The sequence below is a fragment of the Nocardia tengchongensis genome, from assembly GCF_054781395.1.
In genome coordinates, this window is sequence record NZ_BAAGUM010000005.1 from 419,581 (window position 1) to 441,330 (window position 21,750).

Consider the following 21,750-nt stretch of genomic DNA (forward strand, 5'->3'; position numbering starts at 1 on the left):
TCCATCGGCAAACTCATGACCTGGCCGAAGCGAGCCGATGACTCCAAGCTTCCGTTCAGGATCTTGAAAGCTGCGCGGATAGCTTTGCAAGAGTCGAAAGACGTTACGACTCAAAGAATTTAATGCTCCTCTGGGGGGAGCTTTCGAGGAGAGAATCATGCTGAAGACCGTCGTCACTCGTGTCGTACTCGCGTTCGCGGCGTTGTCCGCGACGCTGGCGGTAACCGCTCCGGAAGCCGCCGCCGACCCGTCTGGTCGAGGTGCGTGCTTGACCATCGCGAACGACAGCTACAACGACATTCGCGTCGTGATGATCACCGCGCCCATCGGAAACGAGGCCGGTTGGAGCTACGACATCCCCGCACGCACCGTCAGTACCCTCGTGGACCAGGCGGGGAACTACCTGCTGTCACCCGACGGCAACTGGAACATCAACGCCCCGGCCGGTAGTTGGGCGTTCGACGGCAAGTTCCGCGAAGGCGCCTGCGCCGGCATCTGGAACTTCACCGTGAACTGACCCGCTCTCTCGGTTTCGATGCGGGTTCGGATGGCGGCAACCGAGTAGCGGTCGCGGCTGTGGCGCGCGGTGGAAGGTGCCGGCCGGTGGGGGCGGAGGGCGAGCGCTATCGCGCAGGCGAACAGGGCTGTGAACAAACAGAATTCGAGATACATGGACAGCCTCTTGAGTGGACTGGATGGCTACTGTTGCCGATGCTTCGGCAGGGAGTCGAGGTAGGCGCGGGCGCTGAGTGACCGCGGGCACGGGGGTTCGCAGGTGGCGTGGAGGATCAGGATGCCTCGGGCTCGTGTGCGGGTGACCGGGACGATCCGCCCGTCGCGGCAGTGGTCATCGATCCATGAACCGGGCTCGATGGTGGTCATCGTGGCCCTGCTTCGAGACTCGAAGTGCTGCTGGCGAACTCCTCGAGGACTCGCCGCGCCCGCTGCCGCACCCGGCATGTTTCCCGGTCGCAGTAGCGGTGTACTCGCCACGCCAGGCAGGCGTGTTCCCGGGTCAGTGGGCCGGGATCGTGCTCGCAATCAAGAAGATTCATCGAAACCCCTCGGTCGGTGCGAGTGGGGCGCGCCCGGTGAGGGTGTCGGAGTGGACGCACCCTCGACCGGACGCATATCGATGGGACGCCTCGAAGCTGCGGCGGTGACGCCAATTCGGAGACTCCGGACCGGTTTCTGCGAAAGGCCTGCACGATCTCCGAATTCGGTGAGACTCTTGCACCGAAGCGGTGACCGGCGGTGTCCGAAGTGGGTGAACGTGACCACTCGAAACGGAGGACGTGGCGATGTCTGATCTCGGTGTCGGCTCGACAGTTCCGCTGCGGCAGCTCGGCCGCCTGATGCTCGAGTGGAGAAACCGCTCCGGGCTGAGTCAGGCGCGAGCGGCGGAACTACTCGAAATGGGGGCGACGAGTCTCGCGCGGATCGAGAAGGCCGAGATCACGCGGGTGCGGACCGGCGTCATCAAGGAAGCGTGTGGTGTCTATGGTGTGCCCGAAGACATCGCCGATGGCATGGTGCGGCTTGCGCAGCAGGCCAAGGTGAAGAACTGGTGGCATTCGTATCGGGACCTGATGCCCAAGCACCTCGATGTGTACGTGGGGCTGGAAGCGGCGGCCGCCGGATGCGTTACCTACCAACCGGAGTTGATCCCCGGGCTGCTGCAAACCGAAGGATACGATCGTGCGCTGCTCTGCGCGCGGTGGCCGAATGACCCTGCGGATGAACGGGATCGGCGCACGCAGATCAAGCAGCGCCGACAGGTGGCGATCACACGGAAGAACCACCCTCTGGACCTCGACGTCGTGATCGGGGAGGCGGCGCTGCGTCGCCCGGTCGGTGGTTCCGCGGTGATGGCATCGCAGCTACGGCATCTCGCGGACAGTTCGACGCGCGACAACGTTTCGGTTCGCGTATTGCCGCTGAGTGCAGGCTATCCGGGTGGCATGTCGATGCTGCCGTTCGTGATTCTGGATTTCGGTACCCCGCCTTCCGGTGAGCCGACGGAGCCTCCCGTCGTGTATCTGGAGGGGACGGTCGGCAGTATGTACCTTGAAGATCGGGACGATGTGAGGATCTACCAATCCGCCCACGAGATCCTCCGTCAGGCCGCCTTGGACGAGACAGCCTCTCGAAACCTGTTGAGACGGATCGCAAGGGAGTACGCATCGTGAACGTCGACCTATCCAACGCGCGGTGGTTCAAGAGCAGCTATAGCCAAGCCGGCGGCGAGTGTGTCGAAGTTGCGTTTCTCGACGGGATGGTCGGCGTTCGGGATTCGAAGGATGCGAACGGGCCGGCGCTGGTCTTCACGCCGCGGGATTGGGATGTGTTCACCGGCGGTGTGAGCGGCGGCGCGTTCGATCATCCGAACGGCTGAGGCCTACGCGGGTTGGCGGTGGATGGCGATTACCGGGATTTGGCGGGTGGTTTTGGCTCGGTAGTCGGCGAAGACGGGCATGAGGTCGATCATGCGGGCGTAGAGGTCGGAAGCTTCGGGGTCGGTAAGGAATTCGGCTTTACCGACGTAGGTTTCGGTGCCCAGTTCGACGGTGAGTTCGGGGTTGGCGCGGAGGTTGTGGTACCAGGCGGGGTGTTTGTCGGCGCCGCCGTTGGAGGCGATGAGGATGATGCGGTCGGTGTCGGGGACGTAGACCAGCGGGTTGGTGGTCGGGCGGCCGGACTTCGCGCCGGTGGTGGTGATCAGCACCATGTTGTCGCGGCCTTCGAAGGGGCCGCCTACCTGGCCGTTGTTGGCGCGGAACTCTGCGATCACTTGCTCGTTGAATGCGTTCATCTCCACCTGTCCTGTTCGGAATCTGTTGGACTGCAACCGGTGCGGGGATAGGTGCTATTCCGGGACGACCAGGGCATCTTGGTGACACTGTGTCGCCAACTGTGCTATGTTGGCGACGCAGTGTCACCAAAAGGTTGGAGCGGCGATGCCGAGGATCGATGCGCCTACCGTCGCCGAGCATCGGGCCAATCAAGAGCAGGCCCTGCTCGACGCTGCGCGCGGGCTATTGCTAGAGGGTGGGCCGAGTGCCGTCACACCGGCTGCGGTGGGTGCGGTGGCCGGGTTGGGGCGGAGTGGCGTTTACAAGTACTTCCGATCCGGTGACGAGATGCTGGCTCGGATCGTGGCCGATTCCTTCACCGAATGGGGTGAGCGGGTGCGGGCCGCGGTCGAACAGTGCGATACCGCTGATGATCAGGCTGTCGCGTATGTGCGGGTGACGCTCGAGTTGGCGGCCGCCGGTGCGCATCGGGTGGCCGTGCTCGGCGGGGGCAGGCCTGGTGATCCTGCTGCGCGGGAAACGCTGGCGGGGCACCATCGTGATCTCGCCGCGCCGCTGCAGGTGGCGCTCGCCGAACGGGGCGACCCAGATCCCGAGTTGACCTCGGAGCTGGTCAACGGGGCGCTCGGACGCGCTATCGATCAACTCGATGCCGGACGCCCCGTCGATCAGGTCACCCGGGGGACGCTCGAATTCCTGTGCCGTGCACTGCAAATAACCGAAACACACTGACCCGTCAGGGAGTCATCATGTTCGTCGTCATCAATGAACTCTTCGTCACCGAGGAGAACCGCGCAGTCTTCGAGCGAAACTTCGCGGCCAGCATGCACGGCACCCTGCCGGGCGTCAGCGGGCTCCGAGGCGCCCGCCTGCTGCAACCCGCGGAGCCCGGCCGGGGCTACCTGTCGGTCCTGGAATTCGATGACGCGCAGGCGTATTCCGAGTTCCTCGAGTCGGACGCGTTCCGGGCCGCCCACCACTGGCCCGACCACGCGCCCATCGACAGCAACCGGCTCACTACCTATGAGGTGCTCACCGACGTCGCAGCCTGATCGGGTCGTCTCTGATCCGGTCGGCCGCCTCGGCGGAGGCGAGTGGGATTCCGGTCCGGAAAAGTCGTGAGATCCTCTGTCCTACACCAGATCACGATCGGAGTGGGCCATGAATTCGCAGGCCGGGACCGGCGAGAGCGTCGAATCCAGCTCGCCGCGTGCGCTGTTCGCGGCGCGGTTCAGTGTTTTGTTCGCGGCGGCGGGCCAGCCGACCCTGCGCAGCGTGGTGGACGCCGCCAACGCCAGAATGCGGGCGGCGCGGGCGCGCGGAGAGGTCGGCAAGGCCACCATTCAGCGGGTCAGTGACTGGCGGGTGGGACGTAGTGTGCCCGCACGATTCGAGTCGCTGACCCCGGTGCTGCTGACCCTGATGGACATGGCCCGGCGGGCGGGCACGCCACTCCCCGCGGCCCTCACCAGCCTGTCCGACTGGCGGGCACTGTGGAAGGATGCGGCGTCCTCGGCGGCCGCCTCCACTGCCGTCCCGCACCAATTGCCGCGCGCCATCGCTGATTTCACGGGGCGGGACGAGGTGGCCGAGCGGCTGTCCGCGCAACTGATCGCCGCCTCGCCGAACGCGGTCGCCGTCGGCGTGATCACCGGGATGGGCGGTATCGGCAAGACCGCCCTCGCCGTTCGCGTCGCACACCACATCCGGGATCGGTACCCCGACGGGCAGCTGTACATCGATCTGCGTGGGGCGGGCGACAATCCGGCCGAACCGTTCGACGTGATCGGGGACTTCCTGCGCGACCTCGGGGTGGGCGAAGGCGCGATACCGGCCACCCTGACCGCCAGGACCGCGTATCTGCGCAGCGTGCTGGACGGCAAGTCCGTGTTGCTCGTCCTCGACAACGCCGCGGACGCGGCACAGGTCAAGCCGATGCTGCCGGGGTCGGCGGGCTGCGCTGTCCTGATCACCAGCCGGGTCGCGATGCCGGAACTCGCGGGCGCGACCCCCGTGCCACTCGGGGGCATGACGCCCGAGGAGGCGGCCACGCTGTTCGGCAAGATCGTCGGCAAGGAGCGGGCGGCCGCCGAACCCGCCGCGGTCACCCGGATCGTCAGCCATTGCGGGGCACTGCCTTTGGCGATCCGGATCGCGGCCGCGCGGCTGGCGCATCGACCGGGCTGGACGCTCGCGAGCATGGCCGAACGGCTCGCCGACGAACAGCAGCGGCTGACCGCGCTGCGCGCCGGAGAAGTCAGTGTCGAAGCCGCGTTCCAGCTCAGCTACGACCAGCTCGACCCGGAGCACCGCCGCGCCTTCGGGCGGCTCGCGGCACCGGACTGCGACGACCTTTCCAGCGACGGCGCGGCCGCGGTACTCGGTGTCTCCGCCCACGACGCCGAGGAGATCTGCGAAACACTCGTGAACCTGGGGCTACTCGAGACCACGTCACCGGGGAGATACCGCTACCACGACCTGGTCCGGCTTTTTGCACTCGGCCGGATCGGCGACCCCATCGACGACGTGGTCGTCGACCTGCTCGACTACTACCTGGCCACGATGAAAGCCCTCAACATCGTGATCAACCCCGGCACCACACTGCCCGCACAGCTGGCAGCCACACGGTGGTCGGACACCACGTTTCCGGATGTGATCACCGGCTTCCTGTGGTTCTTCGGAGAGCGACGCAATCTGATCGCCCTCAGCCGTCAGGCCGCCCGGTTGGGCGGCCACAGCGTGGACCTGATGGCCGATATCGCGCTCGCCGCAACCGAATCCGCCGAGGGACCGCACACCCCTGACCTGTCCGCCGCCTTGACGACCGTGCTGGACGCGGCGATCCGCACCGGCAATCCGCGGGCGCAGCAGCGACTGCACATCGCGCTCGGCGCCGGATTGGCCATGACCCTGGTGGGGTACCAGGTCAGCCGCGACCACCTGATCAGCGCCTTCCCCGCCGACGGACCGCCACCGAGCCCTCGACTGGCCGGATCGGCGGCGGTAGCGCGCCTGAGCATCTGCTGGATGGACGGCACCGCGGCGGAGGTCGCGCACCAATACGAGGAGTGCTCGCGGTACGCCGAACAGACCGGGGATCCACTGGTCGGATTCGGCGCCGACTACTTCGCCGGCTACAGCTTTCTGTGGATCGGGGCGGCGGAAGCCGCCCATACCGCAGCACAGCGGGCACACACCGTGGCTCGAAAGGCGGGCATGCTCCATTTCGAAGCCGGCTGCCTGTCCCTGCTCGGCAGCACCGTGTTCGACACCGGCCGGGGCAGCCGCGCCGACGCGGTGAGCCTGTGCGCCAAGGGAGTTCAGCTGGCCGGCCAATCGGGAGCGCGCTCCATCCAGGGCTGGACGCGGATGCTGCTGGCCCGCGCCTGCCTGCTGGCCGGGGACCCCGCAGCCGCCGAAACCGCGGCCCGGGAAGCGATCATCGCCGCGGAATGGGGCGGACGCGGCATCGAAGGCCGATCCCTGCTGATGCTGGCAGCCGCCCTCCGGGACACCGGCCGATCTGATGAAGCGCACTTCGCCCTCCAACAAGCCAGAGCCGTCATCGAGGAGGCGGACGTCGCGATCAGCCCGTGGGAGCGCGACCTGCTGGCCGCCGGCTGAGCGAATCCAGGAGCCGCCGCGCGGGTCGATTCCGGGCCGGGACCGGCTCAGGGGTCGAATCGGGGTGTTTCCCGATGCCGGGCGTCGGATACCCGTGCCAGTATCGAGGTATGTACCCGTCCGCGCCCTTGTACGACCCTGCCCGCGGGGCGGTCACCTCCGTGACCCAGCCCAAGCTGGTGCGGCGGACCGGTGGGCGCGTGGTCGGCGGGGTGGCGGGCGGGATCGCGGATCACCTCGGGATCGACGTCTTCAAGGTGCGGGTGGCGTTCGTGCTGCTGTCCGCGCTGGCCGGGGCCGGGATCGTCGCCTACGGCATGCTGTGGATTTTCACGCCGGGCGGCGGTGACGCGGCCCCGCCGACGGGGTCGGAGCGGCGGCAGGCCATCGGATTGGCCCTGCTGGGTATGGCGTTGTCGGTTGCCACCGCGTGGGTGTTCAACGGGACCGCCGCGCATGTGGTCGGGCCGGTCATCGTGGTCGCCATCGGCGCGGCGCTGGTGTGGCGCGAATTCGATGCGGACGGGCCGCGATCGGTGATCGGGCTGCCCGCGAAACCGTCGGTGGTGACGTGGGCGCGGATCGTCGGCGGGGCCACGCTCATCGTGGTCGGGCTGGGCGTGGTGGTACTGGGGCGGATCAATCTGAGTTCACTCGGGTCGGCGCTGCTGGCGGTCGCGGTGACGCTGGTGGGGGCCGGGCTGCTGACCGTGCCGCTGTGGCTGCGCATGGTGCGGGCGCTGAATTCCGAACGGGCGGCGCGGATTCGCAATGACGAGCGCGAGGAGATCGCCTCGCACCTGCACGATTCGGTGCTACAGACGCTGGCGTTGATCCAGCGGCAGGCCGACGATCCGCAGGAAGTGGTGCGGCTGGCCCGCAGCCAGGAACGCGAACTACGCAAGTGGCTGTTCGAGGACGCCGGGCCCGCGCAGTCCAGTCTGGCCGCCGCGCTGCGCACCATCGCCGGCGAAGTGGAGGACCAGCACGGGGTGAAGGTCACCCCCGTCACCGTGGGCGACGTGTCCATGGACCTCGACGACAGCGGAATCGGTTTGCCCAAGGAACATTTCACCGCGGTGCTGGGCGCCACCCGCGAGGCGCTGGTCAATGCGGCCAAGCATGCCGGGGTGCCGACCATCGACCTGTACGCCGAGGTGGAACCGCATCAGGTGAGCGTGTTCGTGCGCGACCGCGGCAAGGGTTTCGACCCGGACTCGGTCTCCAAGGACCGCCAGGGCGTGGCCAAATCCATTCACGCGCGCATCGACCGCCGCGGCGGGCACGTGGAGATCAAGTCCGCGCCCGGCAACGGCACCGAGGTGCGAATCTTCATGCCGCGCAAGGACGGTGGCGACGAGCGGCTGGTAGTGCAGACCGACGCCCCCGAGGACGCCGCCCAGGCATGAGTCCGGGACGAGCGGCCGGGGGCCGGGGATTGTGGTACCGATGTGGGCAGGGGTTCGTCAGGGTGAGGAGAACTAGGTGAGCGTCCGGGTCTTTCTGGTCGACGACCATGCCGTGTTCCGGTCCGGGGTGCGGGCCGAGCTGAGCCGCGAATCCGATATGGAAGTGGTCGGCGAGGCGGGCGGGGTCGGCGAGGCCATCGCCGGGATCAAGGCGACCGCGCCGGACGTGGTGCTGCTCGACGTGCACATGCCCGACGGCGGCGGGGTCGCGGTATTGCAGGGCATCGACGCCGGGCCGGTGTGCCTGGCGCTCAGCGTCTCCGATGCGGCCGAGGACGTGATCGCGGTGATCCGGGCGGGCGCGCGCGGGTACGTCACCAAGACTATTTCGGGGCCGGAGCTGGCCGACGGCATTCGCCGGGTGTCGGGCGGGGACGCCGTGTTCTCGCCGCGGCTGGCCGGGTTCGTGCTCGACTCGTTCACCGGCAAGTCGCAGGTGCCCGAACCGCCACTGGATCCGGAACTGGATTCGCTGACCCCGCGCGAACTGGAAGTGCTGCGACTGCTGGCGCGCGGCTACACCTACCGCGAGATCGCCGAGACGCTGTTCATCTCGGTGAAGACGGTGGAGACGCACGCCTCGAACGTGCTGCGCAAGACCCAGCAGTCGAACCGGAACGCGCTCACGCGCTGGGCGCACCGCCGCCGCATCGACTGACGATCAGCCGAGGCGACAACTGATTTCGTAACGGTCGGGGTAACTCCTCGGGGACGTCCGAAATCGGTTCGGCTCTCAACCTCCGGCACGCGTTCCCAACTCCAACGGCTCTCAGCCGTGCGCCGCGCGGGGAGGCGGAGCGGCAGTCGCGGGGAGGTGGTTACAGTGCGATCAGAATCACGATGATGATCAGCAGGCCGATGAGCAGGCCGATCGCCACCGCGAGCGGGCCCGCGTTCGGGCCCAGCTTGCTGAAATCGAAGTCCAGGCCCTTCGACTTGGGTTGCGCCGCAACCGGAGCCGCGGGGGTCGCGCGCTGCGGGCGGGGCAGCGGGCTGGAATTGGGGCTGCGCAGGCCGGCCGCGGAATTGCGGGCCGCCCACGCCGGAATCGTCCCGTCCTCGGTGCGGACGGGCGCGTTCAGGATGTAGGGCGCGGTGCCGGGACCGAAAGCGGCGGTGAGGATCTCGTTGCGGGCCTCGGTCATGGTGGGGCGGCGCTGCGGGGCGGGCTCCATCATGTGCAGCAGCACCTCGGTGAGCGGGCCACTGCGGGCGGGCGGGGTGATCTGGGCCATCGCGGCGCGCTCCACGATGACATTGCTGTCCTCGTCGAAGCCGTAGGGCGGTCGGCCCTCGATGGCGGTGTACAGCGTTGCGCCGAGCGAGAATACGTCGCTCGCGGTGGTGGGGCGGGCGCCGCGGGCGACCTCCGGCGGCAGGTAGGCGGGGGTGCCGGTGATGACGTCGCCGATCTCCTCGCTGGTGTCGTTGGCGCCGCTGGAGATGCCGAAGTCGGAGAGCTTCACCATGCCGACCTCGTCGCCGCGGTCGGCGACCAGGATATTGCCGGGCTTGATGTCGCGGTGCACGATGCCGGCGACGTGCGCGGCGGCCAGTGCGTCGGCGACCTGGGCGCCGATCTGCGCCACCTCGATCGGGGACAGCTGATCCACCAGCGCAAGGGCTTTGGCGACACTGCGCGACGGCAGGTACTCCATCACCAGCCAGGGTTCACCGGCCTCCAGCACCACGTCGTACACGGCGATGGCGTGCTCGTGCGACAGCTTGGCCGCCACCCGGCCCTCGTGCATGATCCGGCTGCGGACCTCGCGCGCCTCTTCCTCACTGAGGCCCTGCGTGGTGAGGACCTGCTTGATCGCGACATCGCGGTGCAGCAGCCGATCGGTGGCCAGCCATACGGCGCCCATGCCACCACCGCCGAGCTTGGATTGCAGTCGGTAGCGGCCGGCCACCAGATAATCGGGGCCGACAATGGGACGGGCGCGTTCGGTCACGGGTGCAGGGTAGCGGAAAACCATCCTGACTGGCCTGGTTCGAAACCCGGGGTTTGCTGGGGCTTGCGGCTCGGGGGCGGACATTGCCTCCCAGACCCATACGGACACACCGCGTTTCGTCCGCGCTCCGGTCATGGGGGAGTGGGGGAGATTCTCGGAGGTCCGGGGATCTTCCGGACGAAACGACGTGCGACCCGCTCGCGCCTCCTTATATCTCACAGCCGGTTGCCGAAGGCCGGCGCCGCGGGCCGGTGGGGTCGCACAGGTTGTGTGGCCGTGGCGGGGGCCACTGACTCTTGACGCGTCCCGGGACTCGAGTTCTACTGGGTGAATCGAACACACTTTCGATTATGTCAGGTAGCTGAATCGGTGCTGGCTCATCAGGCGCCGAGGTTTGGTTTTCTGCGTCAACAACAGCCCGTCGACTGGGAGAGGTGGTCAATAGATGGGTGCGGAGGCCAGGCGGGCACAGCTGGCGGAATTGCGGCGGCGGATGGCCGCGGTCCCGGCACGCGGGGCCGAGGCGACGGCGCGCGTACCGGTGGCCGAGGAGCCGCGGCGGGAACCGCTGCCGGTGCCGGCCGCGCTCGAAAACCTTTTGCCTGATGGCGGATTGGCCAAGGGATCGGTGGTCGTCTACAACGGTGCGGGGTCGCTGATCTCCGGACTGCTGGCCGCGGTGACGAGTTCCGGCGGGCATGCCGCCGTGGTCGGACTGCCGCGACTGGGTCTGCTGGCCGCCGCCGAGATGGGGGCGCGACTGGATCGGCTGGCCGTGGTCTCCGATCCCGGGCCCGACCCGCTCGAAGTTGCCTCGGTATTGCTCGACGGGCTGGACCTGGTGGTTCTCGGACTGAACGGTCTGTCCGTGCCCATGTCCCGCGCCCGCGTCCTCGCCGCCCGCGCCCGCGGCAAGAACTCCACCCTGATGGTGACCAACGGCTCCTGGTCCGGCTCCGCGCTGCACATCGACACCCGGGTCGCCGGCTACAGCGGCCTGGGCCGCGGCTGCGGTCGACTGCGCACCGTCCGCCTGGACGTCTCCGTCCGCGGCCGCTCCGCCCAACCCCGCCTCGGCCACCTCTCCCTCAGCCCCGCCGACGGCCGCGTCGAATGGGTGACCACCGCGGACACCACCCAGCCGGCCGCGACCCCCGAGCTGCCGCGGCTCGTGCGCCATGCCGCGTCCTGACCGCGCTGCGGGGGACCGCCATGCCGCGGCCTAGCGGCCTCGGCACCCTGCGCGGCAGCAGTCCTTTGTGCGGCGGCTGTGCCCTGCGCGGGGGAAGTGCCCTGTGTGGTAAGGCGGCCTTACGGGGCGGTAGTGCCTTGCGCGGCAGTGGCTTCGGATCATTCGGTAGAGCTGTGAGAGTGGGTTGGTCGTGAAAGCGCGGCGGGTGCTGGTCGTGTGGTGCCCGGACTGGCCCGCGGTGGCGGCTGCCGCCGAGGCGGGGGCGGAGGCTACGCGGGCGGTGGCGGTGCTGGCGGCCAATCGGGTGGTGGCGTGTACCGCCACCGCTCGGGCGGAGGGGATTCGGCGCGGGCTGCGGAAGCGGGAGGCGCAGGGGCGGTGCCCGGATCTGCTGGTGGCGCAGGATGATCCGGATCGGGACGCGCGGCTGTTCGAGCCGGTGGTGGTGGCCGTGGACGCGACGGTGCCGGGGGTGGAGGTGCTGCGGCCGGGGATGCTGGCGCTCTCGGCGCGCGGCGCGGCACGGTTCTTCGGGTCGGAGGAGGCCGCGGCCGAACGGCTGGTGGACGCGGTGGCGGCGGTCGGGGTGGAATGCCAGATCGGGATCGCCGACGAACTGTCCACGGCGGTATTCGCCGCCCGCCGCGCCACCCTGGTGCCGTCCGGCAAAGGGGCGGAATTCCTTGCGCCCATGTCGATCTCGGAGTTGGCGGGGGAACCGGTGCTGGCCGCGCCGCGGCGGGTCGAACTGGTGGATCTGCTGCACCGGCTGGGGTTGCGCCGGATCGGCGACTTCGCGGCGCTCACGCCCGCCGAGGTGGCGTCGCGGTTCGGCGCGGACGCGATCGTCGCGCACCGGTGCGCCCGCGCGGTGCCGGAGCGGCCGCCCGCCGCCCGTCTGCCCGCCGCCGACCTGACCGTGGAGCAGCGCTGCGATCCGCCGATCGAACGCGTCGACATGGCGGCCTTCGCGGGCCGCATGCTCGCCGCCGAACTGCACACCAAGCTCTCCGCCGCCGCCGTGGCCTGCACCCGCCTGGTGATCCACGCCGAAACCGAAGCGGGCGAACAGTTCTCGCGCATCTGGCGCTGCGCCGAACCTCTCACCCCCGACAGCACCGCCGACCGCATCCGCTGGCAACTCGACGGCTGGCTCACCCACCGCGCCCTGGACCGTGCCCGCGCCTACCGCGCCACGCAGGGAGATGGCCGCGCTGCGCGTGAGGACGGCCGTGGCGTGGCTGGAACTGGCCGCGGCGCGGATCGGAACGAGCGTGGCGCGTGGCGGTCCGGCAGCACGTCGGCCGACGGGTACGAGCCGGATCCGGTCGACCATGAGGATTCCGGGCCGGATGCGGCCATCACGCTGTTGCGGTTGGAGCCCGTCGAAGTCGTGTCGGCGGGGGCGTTGCAGCTCGGGTTGTGGGGTGGGGTCGGGGAGGACGAGGAGCGGGCTCGGCGGGCGTTGATCCGGGTGCAGAGTCTGCTGGGCGGGGACGCCGTGCGGATGGGGGTGCTCAGTGGCGGGCGGGGGCCGGAGGAGCGGATCACCATGGTGACGCTCGGGGACGAGCCGGTGCCCGAGACCGATCCGGCTCAGCCGTGGCCGGGCCGGTTGCCCGAGCCGGCGCCGGCGCTGGTGCTCACTCATCATCCGGAGGTGCGGGTGGAGGCGGCCGACGGTACGCCGATCTGGGTGAGTGACCGCGGGATGTTCACCGCCGATCCGGCGCGTTTGCAGTGGGGGAGCAGTTCCTGGCGGCTGTCGGGCTGGGCCGGGCCGTGGCCGGTGGACGACCGCTGGTGGGCGCATCGCTTCGAGGACGGTTTCGCCGCGCGAGCCCAGGTGCAGCTGGACGCGGAGGACAAGACGCGCCTGCGCGCGCTACTGCTGATCGGCTACAACAACGCCTGGCATGTGGAAGGCCTCTACGAGTAGGGCTCAGATGCCGAGCGGCAGGTGCAGATCCATCATGTCCGGCCACAGGTCGGGCCAGGGGTGCATGGGGCCGCGGCAGATCCAGATCGCGATGTCGGTGTTGACGCCGGGGAACCCGTTGCGGATGTTCAGCTGGTCGAGGGCGCGCACGTTGCCGAACTGCCGTTCCAGGGTCGGTTCGGTGCTGTCGAGGCCGACGTAGAGCACGGCGCCGATGTCGCTCGGCGGCGGCCCGAAGTAGCCGAAGCCGCGGTTGGGGCTGTAAACGGGCGGCAGGCCGTAGTCGCGTCCGAAGTTCTGGATCGCGGCGGCCTGCCAATAGTTCTGGGCGATGATCGCTCTCGGGCGCTCCGATTCCGGTAGTCGCCGGTAGGCGTCGGCGACCTTCGCGGTCAGATCCGACCAGCCGGAGGAGCCGTAGATGCTGGTTCGCATGGCGAAGTCGGCCTGGGTGCGGATCTCGCTGTGCACCCGCGACGACGACTGCGGCAGGGCGGCCACCAGCGCGGTGATGATGACCAGCGACAACCCGATCACGGGCAGCGCGATCACCCGCAGCACCCGATTGAACCGCTCACCGCGGTAGTACGGCAGGGCGACCGCGCCGATGCCGAACAGCACCGGCAGGAAGCCCGCGGTGTAGTAGGGCCGGCCGTGCCCGAACAGCACGACGGCGACCAGCAGCCCGGAGGCCACCAGCATGAACAGGTAGGGCCGCAGCCAGCGTTCGCGGGCCAGACTCCACAACGCCCAGCCCGCGAGCAGGCCGCCGAGCAGTCCGGTCAGGCCGATCATCTGCGGCAGGCAGGCCAGTGGTCCGCCGCCGGCCGCGTCCTGTTCGGCGCCGATCACCTTGCTCATGGCCAGGGCCGGCCAGCCGTGCTGGTTCTGCCACCACAGTCCGGGCAGGGCCGAGGCCGCGAAGATGGCCGCGCCGATCCAGAGTCCGCGGCGCCACAGCAGTTCGCGCGGGCCCGCGGCGATCACGCCGGCGGCCAGGCAGAGCAGGATCGTGGGGATGAACCACTTGACCTGGAGGTCGATGGCGGCGACGACGCCGACCGCGATGAGCAGGCGGTCGTCTCGGGTGCGGATCCAGCGGATCAGCAGCCAGATGAGGGCGGCCTGCAGGGTGGCATCGAAGGAGAAGGTGCTCAGTTGCACGGCCTGGGTGGCGGCGAGCGGGGAGATGCCGTAGGCGGCGGCCGCGACCAGTTGGGCGGTGCGGGAGCCGCCGAGTTCGTAGGCGACCGCGGCGCTGATCACGACGGCGGCGGCGGTCATCAGGACGGCCGGGAGTCGCAGCATCGGCGCGGAGCCGGGCGCGACGGCGTCGGCCAGGTGGGCGACCAGCGGTATCAGGACGCCTTGGTCGGCGTAGGTGAGACTGCGGTGGGCTCCGGCAGCGATGAAATAGAGTTCGTCACCGAAGAAGTCGTAGCGCAGGGTTGGGACGGCGAGAAAGGTCCCGCACAGCGCGGCTAGTAGGAAGACCCAGGCGGTAGCGAAGGTCGGCCGCGGCGGGCTCGGTTCATCGAGTTCGACCGCGGGGGCGGCAGCATTGAGAACCATATTTCCCCGACAAACAAGTATTGCTAAATCGGGGATCACGCTACCGTCAGGGCTGACCGATTACCGAAAAATGTGAAAGTGATCTATTTCACAGCGCAAACGGCTTGGCATCACGCCTGGACCTGCGCAGTTCCGCATTCATTCGTCAAGTGAATGAATAGGCAACCGTATCTGTATTCGATATGGCGGAGCACACAAATTGCGGCGGCGACCTCCCAGCGATCCGTACTCTGGACGATTGTGGAGTCAACGGTCACCCGGGTCGAGTTCGATGACGTGTCGATCGCCTATCGGGATTCCGGGGCGACAGGCGGGCACCTCTACAGCGACACGCCGGTGCTCCTCGTCCACGGTCTGGGCGGCGACGGGCACACCTGGGACCGGTTCGCCGCCCAACTGGTGCGACGCGGACGGCGAGTGATCATCCCCGACCTGCGCGGGCACGGACGCAGCGCGCACACCGCGTCCTATCTACTACCGGAATTCGCGAACGACGTCCTGCACCTGTGCGACCGGCTCGGCCTGGGCACCGTCGACCTGGTCGGCCACTCCCTCGGCGGATACGCGAGCTCCTGGGTCGCGATGCAACGCCCGGAACTGGTGCGGCGCTTGGTCATCGAGGAACAGCCGCTGCCGCTGCGCTCCGGCGACGAGCAGCTGAGCCTCACCCGGCGGTTCCCGACGATCCCCGAACTGTGGCACGCCACCACCAGCGTGATCCGGCACCCGCGTGCGGTCCTGGCCTTCGACCGATCCATGACCGGGACCATGTTCGAGCAGTTCCGCAAGCCGTACCCCGAATGGTGGGAAGGACTGTCCGACATCACCGCGCCCACCCTGTTCCTGCGCGGCGGACCCGGCGGCATGGTGGACCCGGGCAAGCTCGAGCAGCTGCGCGCCGGCCTGACCGACTGCACCGTCCGCGCCTTCGACTGCGGCCACAGCATCCACCGCGACAGCTACCCCGCCTTCGAGGCCGAAGTGCTCCCCTTCCTGGGGCACTGAGCTGCCGTTATCTAGAGTTGAACGGTGTCCGCATCCGAGCGTCCCACGCTGTGGTTTCCCGACGAGCCCTCGTTCCGGGACTGGCTGTCGGCCAATCACGCGGCGGTGGACGGCATTTGGCTGAAGTTCGCGAAGCAGGGCTCGGCCTACGCCTCACTCGACTATGACGGCGCGCTCCGGCAGGCCCTGTGTTTCGGCTGGATCGACGGGCAGTCCAGGAAACTCGACGACGACTTCTTCGTCATGGGATTCACCCCGCGCCGCCGGCGCAGCCAGTGGTCACAGCGCAATGTGGGGCTGGCGGGCGAGCTGATCGAGTCCGGGCTCATGCACCCGGCCGGGCAGGCCGAAGTGGATCGGGCCAAGGAAGACGGCCGCTGGGACAATGCCGTCGGCCGGGATCTGCCCCAGGACTTCCTCGACGCGCTGGCCCGGTATCCGGACGCGGCGGCCTTCTTCCAGACCCTGCCCACGCAGTCGCGCCTCGCGGTCGGATACCACCTGGGCAGCGCGGTGCGGCCGGAGACCCGGCAGCGGCGGCTGGAGCAGGTCATCGCGAAATTGATCGACGGGAAACCATTGTGACCGAGGGACGACTGTGACGGGGTTCGAGGGATTGTCGTGTTCGGCTGCCGCGCTGGAGGTTCCACTACCCGGCAGCGCGACCCGCATCACCGGGTGGCTGTGCGTCGAACAGTCCGGGGCGTGGGGTCGCGACGTGATCGGCGACCAGGTCCTCGGGCCCGACATCACCCCCGAACTGGCGGCCCGCACCAAGGCGGCACACGTGCGGCCCACCCTGATCCGGCGGCCCGGCCGCCATGAATTCACCGGCGCGCGAACCGTTCTACTCGCCAGTTCCCGGCCCGAGGGCTCCTGGTGTGAGCGGCTCGAGATCACCGACCTGCGCGAACTCCTGGACTTGGACCTGCACCTGCTCAACGGCCCGGCCCCCGGAATCGGTGCGGCCGTGACGGATCCGCTGGTGCTGGTGTGCGCCCACGGCAAACGCGATCAATGCTGCGCGCTGCTGGGCCGGCCCATCGCCGCGAGCCTGGCCGCCGCCCACCCGGATCGGGTGTGGGAGTGCTCCCACACCGGCGGTCACCGCTTCGCCCCCGCCGTCATCGTCCTGCCCACCGGCCTCACCTACGGCCGCCTGGACGAGGATTCGGCCCACACCATGCTCGCCGCCGCCGACAAGGGCGAGGTCTCCCTCACCGGCCTGCGCGGCCGCAGCTGCTACCCGCCGGTCGAGCAGGTCGCGGAAGTCGCGGTCCGCCAGCGCATCGCCGACGCCACCTTCACCCGGGTCACCGCGCCCGGCGACAGCAGCGGCCGGACCACCGCTTCCGGCGACGCGGACCCGACCGCCGGTATCGACGACCTCACCGTCGAACCCGCCGCCGGCGATGCCGAACACTCCACCGACCCCGCCACTTTCGCGGGCGCGGCCCTGGTGACCCACCGCGACGGCCGCCGCTGGCTGGTCACCACCCGCACGGCCGCCTACTCGCCCCGCCAGGCCAGCTGCGGCGCGGGCCCGAAACCCGCTACCGCGGTGGTACTGGACCGGCTCCGCCAACTCGACTGAGCGGTAACCGCTTTTCTGGGATCGCCTACCAGTGGGTGCCCGGGACCAGGCGGGCGGCGCGGCGCAGGGCGGTGCCGGTGGCGCGGACCGCGGGCGGGACGCTGCGGCGGTGGCGTTGCGGGGCAATGATTTCCACGTCGGTGGTTTCCGGCTCGGTGACCGCTTCGCCCTTGGCGGCGGGGGAGTCGGGGATGGCGCGGTAGTAGCGGTGCAGGACGCGCTCCTTGATGCCGGGGGCGACCAGGTTGCCGTATTCGGCGAGGGTGCCGAGGGGGACGTCGATGCGGCGGGGGCGTTCGGTGAGGGCGCGGATGATGAGGGCGGCGGCCCATTCCGGGGATTGGGTGCCGGTGCCCTGGTCGCCGCTGGGGGTGATCATGGGGGTGCGGACCAGGGGCATGTGGATGGTGGTGAAAGTGATGTTGCTGGCCCGCATTTCGGCGGCGGTCACCTCGGCGAACTTGTCGAGGGCGGCCTTGCTGGCCAGGTAGGCGGCGAAGCGCGGGGTGGCGACCTGGACGCCGGCGCTGGAGATGTTCACGATGTGGCCGTCCTTGCGTTCCCGCATGCCGGGCAGCAGGCTCAGGGTCATGCGGACCGCGCCGAAGTAGTTGACGGCCATGGTGCGTTCGAAGTCGTGCATGCGGTCGGTGGAGCGGTGCACGGCGCGGCGGATGGAGCGGCCGGCATTGTTGACCAGCATGTCGACGTGGCCGTGGGCGGCGAGGATGGCCTCGATGGTGCGGTCGACCGAGTCCTGGTCGGTGATGTCGCACGGGTAGCCGAAGGCGGCGCCGCCCGCGGCGGTGATCTCGTCCACCACGGTGGACAGTTCGTCGGCGCGCCGGGCCAGCAGGATGACGAGCGCGCCCTTCTGCGCGGCGGCGAGCGCGGCCGAGCGGCCGATGCCGGAGGATGCGCCGGTGATCACCACGTGCTTGCCGGTCAGATCGCGGCGAGCACGCCGTCGGGCCAGGTAACCGGTGTCGTTGTCATCCGAGTGATCACGCCCACCCGTCGCCCCGCCGCCGCCCCCGGTCGAATCGCTTCGCGATGCCATCATCTCTGCTCCCTTGCAGGTGGAATTGCCTCGAACTTACTCCAAAGTAAGTTACTGCGCCACGATGGATTGGCGTGCCGCCGTAGAGACCGATCGGTTTCGAATGTATGTTCGATACTCGAGACCGGTCGGATCGCGGAGGAGGTGGGCCATGGGCTGGGGCAACGGCCCGCCGACATGGGCGGAAATGGAACGGGTGCTGTCCGGGCGCCCCGACCCGGCGCGCAAGCGGATCGACGGCGACGGCGGCGACAGCCCGGCCTGGTCACGGAAACGCGAGAAATACGAGGCCGGGGAACTCGAGCGGGCCGCCCGATCCACGGTGCCCTACGCCGAACTGCACACCCACTCGGCCTACAGCTTCCTCGACGGCGCCAGTCAGCCCGAGGAACTGGTCGAGGAGGCGGTGCGGCTCGGGCTCGAGGCTCTCGCGCTCACCGATCACGACGGGTTCTACGGGGTGGTGCGCTTCGCCGAAGCCGCCCGGGAATGGCGGATGCCGACCATCTTCGGGGCCGAGCTGTCCATCGGCACCGCGGCTCGGGCCGGAGCCCACCTCGCGCCCCGCGGATGCGGCGCGGCATCGCGACGGCGCGGCCGCGAATCCGAGTCGGACGCACTGAATTCCGAACCCCGCACCGGCACCCCCGACCCGGCCGGACCACACCTGCTGGTGCTGGCGCGCGGGCAGGAAGGCTACCGGCGGCTCTCCCGGGAAATGGCCGCCGCGCACATGGCGGCGGGCGAGAAAGGCATTCTGCGCTACGACCTGGACCGGCTCACCGCAGCCGCGGGCGGGCACTGGCACATCCTCACCGGCTGCCGCAAAGGGGCGGTGCGGCAAGCGCTGCAGCAGAGTGACGCGGCCGCCGAGGCGGCGCTGCGCGAGCTGATCGAACGATTCGGCCGCGACCACGTGAGCGTCGAACTCACCCACCACGGCATCCCCGAGGACGACGAGCGCAACGCCCGCCTGCTCGCCCTCGCCGACCGGGCCGGGCTGCCCGTGATCGCCACCACCGGAGCGCATTTCGCGGGCCCGCCGCAGCGCCGCCGGGCCATGGCGCTGGCCGCCGTCCGAGCCCGCTCCAGCCTCGACGACATGGCGGGCTGGCTGGCCCCCACAGGCGGCGCGCACCTGCGCTCCGGCGACGAGATGGCGCGGCTTTTCGCGGCCTGCCCGCAGGCCGTGCCCAATGCCGTTGCGCTGGGCCGGGACTGCGCGTTCGACCTGCGGCTGATCGCACCCGAACTGCCGCCCTTCGACGTGCCCGACGGACACGACGAGAACTCGTGGCTGCGGGAACTCACCCGCACGGGTGCGGCCCGGCGCTACGGGCCGCGCGCCGGGAACGCGGCCGCCTACCGGCAGCTCGAACACGAGCTCGCCGTCATCGCCACCCTGAACTTTCCGGGCTACTTCCTGGTCGTGCACGACATCGTCAGCTTCTGTCGCGACAACGACATCCTGTGCCAGGGAAGAGGTTCGGCCGCCAATTCGGCGGTCTGCTACGCCATCGGCATCACCAATGTGGATCCGGTCGCCAACAAGCTGCTGTTCGAGCGGTTCCTGTCGCCGGAGCGGGACGGGCCGCCCGATATCGACATCGACATCGAATCGGATCGGCGCGAGGAAGCCATCCAGCACGTCTACGCCAAATACGGGCGCGAGTACGCGGCGCAGGTGGCCAATGTGATCACCTATCGCGGACGGTCCGCGGTGCGCGATGCCGCACGCGCCCTGGGCTTCTCGACCGGACAGCAGGACGCCTGGAGCAAACAGGTGAGCCGCTGGACGGGGGTCGCCGAGGAACAGCACACCGAGATCCCGGGCGATGTGCTCGCGCTGGCCGGCGAATTGGAAGGGCTGCCCCGGCATTTGGGCATTCACTCCGGCGGCATGGTGATCTGCGACCGGCCCATCGCCGACGTGTGCCCGACCGAATGGGCGCGCATGGCCGATCGCAGTGTCCTGCAATGGGACAAGGACGATTGTGCTGCGGCGGGACTGGTCAAATTCGACCTGCTCGGGCTGGGCATGCTCTCGGCGCTGCACTACATGATCGACCTGGTGGCCGAGCACAAAGGACAGACCGTCGAACTGCACCGGCTGGACCTGGGCGAGGAAGGCGTCTACGACATGCTGTGCCGTGCCGACTCGGTCGGCGTGTTCCAGGTGGAGTCCCGCGCGCAGATGGCGACCCTGCCGCGCCTGAAACCACGCAACTTCTACGACCTGGTGGTGGAGGTGGCGCTGATCCGGCCCGGGCCCATCCAGGGCGGGTCGGTGCACCCCTACATCCGGCGCCGCAACGGCCGGGAGAAACCCGACTACGACCATCCGTCACTGGAGAACGCACTGGAACGCACCCTCGGTGTGCCGCTGTTCCAGGAGCAGCTCATGCAAATGGCCGTCGACGTCGCGGGATTCACTCCCGCCGAAGCCGATCAACTGCGCCGCGCCATGGGATCCAAACGCTCCACGCAGAAGATGGAACGGCTGCGGGCCCGCTTCTACCAGGGCATGCGGGAGCTGCACGGGATCACGGGGGAGGTCGCCGACCGCATCTACGAGAAGGTGTACGCTTTCGCGAATTTCGGTTTCCCGGAAAGCCATTCGCAGAGTTTCGCATCGCTGGTGTTCTATTCGGCGTGGTTCAAACTACATCATCCGGCGGCCTTCTGCGCCGGGCTGCTGCGCGCCCAGCCGATGGGGTTCTACTCGCCGCAGTCACTGGTCGCCGACGCGCGCCGGCACGGGGTGACGGTGCACGGGCCCGACATCAATCACAGCCTCGCCGAGGCGACCCTCGAAGCGAAAGGGATGGCGATCCGGCTGGGGCTGGCCGCGGTCCGGCACATCGGGACCGAACTGGCCGAGCAGATCGTGGCCGCCCGCGAAACCGGGCCCTACACCTCGTTCCTGGACCTCACCGGACGCGTGGAACTGACGGTGCCGCAAGCCGAAGCGCTGGCCACCGCGGGCGCACTGGACAGTCTCGGCGGCACCCGCCGCGAGGCGCTGTGGGCGGCCGGTGCGGCCGCGGGGGAACGCCCCGACCGGCTGCCCGGCACCGGCGCGGCCACCGCCGCACCCGCCCTGCCCGGCATGAGCGCGCTGGAACTGGCCGCCGCCGACGTGTGGGCCACCGGCGTCTCGCCCGGCAGCTACCCGACCGAATTCCTGCGCGAACGACTCGACGCGCTCGGCGTCATCCCCGCCGACCGGCTGCTCGACATTCGCGACGGGACTCGAATCCTGGTCGGCGGCGCGGTCACCCACCGGCAGCGCCCGGCCACCGCGGGCGGGGTCACCTTCCTCAACCTGGAAGACGAGACCGGCATGGTGAACGTGGTCTGCTCGGTCGGACTGTGGGCCCGCTACCGCCGCCTGGCCACCACCGCACCCGCCCTGCTCATCCGTGGACGGGTGCAAAACGCGGAGGGCGCGGTCACCATCGTCGCCGAACACCTGCAACGCATGGATCTGCGCATCGAAGGGCGCTCGCGCGACTTCCGTTGAGGCG

Annotated in this window: 19 protein-coding genes; 14 read left to right on the plus strand and 5 right to left on the minus strand. The window is 69.2% G+C overall.

Going from position 1 to position 21,750, the window contains the following annotated elements:
• Positions 1 to 157 precede the first annotated feature (157 nt).
• Positions 158 to 517: a hypothetical protein gene (locus tag ACYVKL_RS10460; protein ID WP_379168717.1), complete on the plus strand. Its 360-nt coding sequence runs from the start codon at positions 158 to 160 to the stop codon at positions 515 to 517.
• 182 nt (positions 518 to 699) lie between these two features.
• On the opposite strand, the gene ACYVKL_RS10465 is transcribed toward ACYVKL_RS10460, so the two are convergent.
• Positions 700 to 882: a hypothetical protein gene (locus ACYVKL_RS10465; RefSeq protein WP_379168719.1), complete on the minus strand. Its 183-nt coding sequence runs from the start codon at positions 880 to 882 to the stop codon at positions 700 to 702.
• 419 nt (positions 883 to 1,301) lie between these two features.
• On the opposite strand from ACYVKL_RS10465, the gene ACYVKL_RS10470 reads away from it, so the two are divergent.
• Together ACYVKL_RS10470 and ACYVKL_RS10475 are read left to right on the plus strand one after the other, a co-directional pair.
• The gene (locus ACYVKL_RS10470; protein ID WP_379168720.1) at positions 1,302 to 2,189 is read left to right on the plus strand and encodes a helix-turn-helix domain-containing protein; all 888 of its coding nucleotides are present in this window, start codon (positions 1,302 to 1,304) and stop codon (positions 2,187 to 2,189) included.
• A complete protein-coding gene (locus tag ACYVKL_RS10475) occupies positions 2,186 to 2,395 on the plus strand; it encodes a DUF397 domain-containing protein (RefSeq protein ID WP_379168722.1) in 210 nt (69 codons plus the stop codon). Before ACYVKL_RS10470 ends, ACYVKL_RS10475 begins: the two co-directional genes overlap by 4 nt.
• Before the next feature lie 3 nt (positions 2,396 to 2,398).
• On the opposite strand, the gene ACYVKL_RS10480 is transcribed toward ACYVKL_RS10475, so the two are convergent.
• On the minus strand, positions 2,399 to 2,812 hold the full coding sequence (locus ACYVKL_RS10480) for a nitroreductase family deazaflavin-dependent oxidoreductase (RefSeq protein ID WP_379168724.1): 414 nt from the start codon (positions 2,810 to 2,812) through the stop codon (positions 2,399 to 2,401).
• Between the two features lie 145 nt (positions 2,813 to 2,957).
• On the opposite strand from ACYVKL_RS10480, the gene ACYVKL_RS10485 reads away from it, so the two are divergent.
• The 5 genes from ACYVKL_RS10485 (at position 2,958) to ACYVKL_RS10505 (ending at position 8,564) form a co-directional block, all read left to right on the plus strand.
• A complete protein-coding gene (locus ACYVKL_RS10485) occupies positions 2,958 to 3,545 on the plus strand; it encodes a TetR/AcrR family transcriptional regulator (RefSeq protein ID WP_460771731.1) in 588 nt (195 codons plus the stop codon).
• Positions 3,546 to 3,562: 17 nt separating this feature from the next.
• Positions 3,563 to 3,865, plus strand: a complete 303-nt coding sequence (locus ACYVKL_RS10490) for an antibiotic biosynthesis monooxygenase family protein (protein ID WP_379168728.1) — start codon at positions 3,563 to 3,565, stop codon at positions 3,863 to 3,865.
• A 109-nt stretch (positions 3,866 to 3,974) separates the two neighbouring features.
• Entirely contained in the window at positions 3,975 to 6,437 is a 2,463-nt protein-coding gene (locus ACYVKL_RS10495; protein WP_379168730.1) for an ATP-binding protein, read from the plus strand.
• Between the two features lie 110 nt (positions 6,438 to 6,547).
• Positions 6,548 to 7,846, plus strand: coding sequence for a PspC domain-containing protein (locus ACYVKL_RS10500; protein ID WP_357203377.1), 1,299 nt, complete (start codon positions 6,548 to 6,550; stop codon positions 7,844 to 7,846).
• A 76-nt stretch (positions 7,847 to 7,922) separates the two neighbouring features.
• Positions 7,923 to 8,564: a response regulator gene (locus ACYVKL_RS10505; protein WP_213557894.1), complete on the plus strand. Its 642-nt coding sequence runs from the start codon at positions 7,923 to 7,925 to the stop codon at positions 8,562 to 8,564.
• A 160-nt stretch (positions 8,565 to 8,724) separates the two neighbouring features.
• Here the strand turns inward: ACYVKL_RS10505 and ACYVKL_RS10510 are convergent, their stop codons facing one another.
• Positions 8,725 to 9,885: a serine/threonine-protein kinase gene (locus ACYVKL_RS10510; RefSeq protein WP_379168732.1), complete on the minus strand. Its 1,161-nt coding sequence runs from the start codon at positions 9,883 to 9,885 to the stop codon at positions 8,725 to 8,727.
• Positions 9,886 to 10,306: 421 nt separating this feature from the next.
• Here ACYVKL_RS10510 and ACYVKL_RS10515 point away from each other — a divergent pair, with 421 nt between their 5' ends.
• Positions 10,307 to 11,053, plus strand: coding sequence for a hypothetical protein (locus tag ACYVKL_RS10515; protein ID WP_379168734.1), 747 nt, complete (start codon positions 10,307 to 10,309; stop codon positions 11,051 to 11,053).
• 190 nt (positions 11,054 to 11,243) lie between these two features.
• Complete coding sequence (locus tag ACYVKL_RS10520) at positions 11,244 to 12,992, plus strand: DNA polymerase Y family protein (protein ID WP_379168735.1); 1,749 nt, start codon at positions 11,244 to 11,246, stop codon at positions 12,990 to 12,992.
• 3 nt (positions 12,993 to 12,995) lie between these two features.
• Here ACYVKL_RS10520 and ACYVKL_RS10525 read toward each other — a convergent pair whose 3' ends face one another.
• Positions 12,996 to 14,564: an ArnT family glycosyltransferase gene (locus tag ACYVKL_RS10525; RefSeq protein ID WP_379168736.1), complete on the minus strand. Its 1,569-nt coding sequence runs from the start codon at positions 14,562 to 14,564 to the stop codon at positions 12,996 to 12,998.
• A 240-nt stretch (positions 14,565 to 14,804) separates the two neighbouring features.
• Here ACYVKL_RS10525 and ACYVKL_RS10530 point away from each other — a divergent pair, with 240 nt between their 5' ends.
• Genes ACYVKL_RS10530 through ACYVKL_RS10540 form a run of 3 tightly spaced genes read left to right on the plus strand, consistent with a single transcriptional unit; the run spans position 14,805 to position 17,163 of the window.
• Positions 14,805 to 15,569, plus strand: a complete 765-nt coding sequence (locus tag ACYVKL_RS10530) for an alpha/beta fold hydrolase (protein ID WP_379168737.1) — start codon at positions 14,805 to 14,807, stop codon at positions 15,567 to 15,569.
• 24 nt (positions 15,570 to 15,593) lie between these two features.
• A complete protein-coding gene (locus tag ACYVKL_RS10535) occupies positions 15,594 to 16,154 on the plus strand; it encodes a YdeI/OmpD-associated family protein (protein ID WP_379168739.1) in 561 nt (186 codons plus the stop codon).
• Positions 16,155 to 16,167: 13 nt separating this feature from the next.
• Positions 16,168 to 17,163, plus strand: a complete 996-nt coding sequence (locus ACYVKL_RS10540) for a sucrase ferredoxin (RefSeq protein ID WP_379168741.1) — start codon at positions 16,168 to 16,170, stop codon at positions 17,161 to 17,163.
• A gap of 25 nt (positions 17,164 to 17,188) precedes the next feature.
• Here the strand turns inward: ACYVKL_RS10540 and ACYVKL_RS10545 are convergent, their stop codons facing one another.
• Positions 17,189 to 18,223: an SDR family NAD(P)-dependent oxidoreductase gene (locus ACYVKL_RS10545; RefSeq protein ID WP_460771738.1), complete on the minus strand. Its 1,035-nt coding sequence runs from the start codon at positions 18,221 to 18,223 to the stop codon at positions 17,189 to 17,191.
• A 151-nt stretch (positions 18,224 to 18,374) separates the two neighbouring features.
• Between ACYVKL_RS10545 and ACYVKL_RS10550 the strand changes: the two genes are divergently transcribed.
• Positions 18,375 to 21,746: an error-prone DNA polymerase gene (locus tag ACYVKL_RS10550; RefSeq protein WP_379168744.1), complete on the plus strand. Its 3,372-nt coding sequence runs from the start codon at positions 18,375 to 18,377 to the stop codon at positions 21,744 to 21,746.
• Positions 21,747 to 21,750 lie beyond the last annotated feature (4 nt).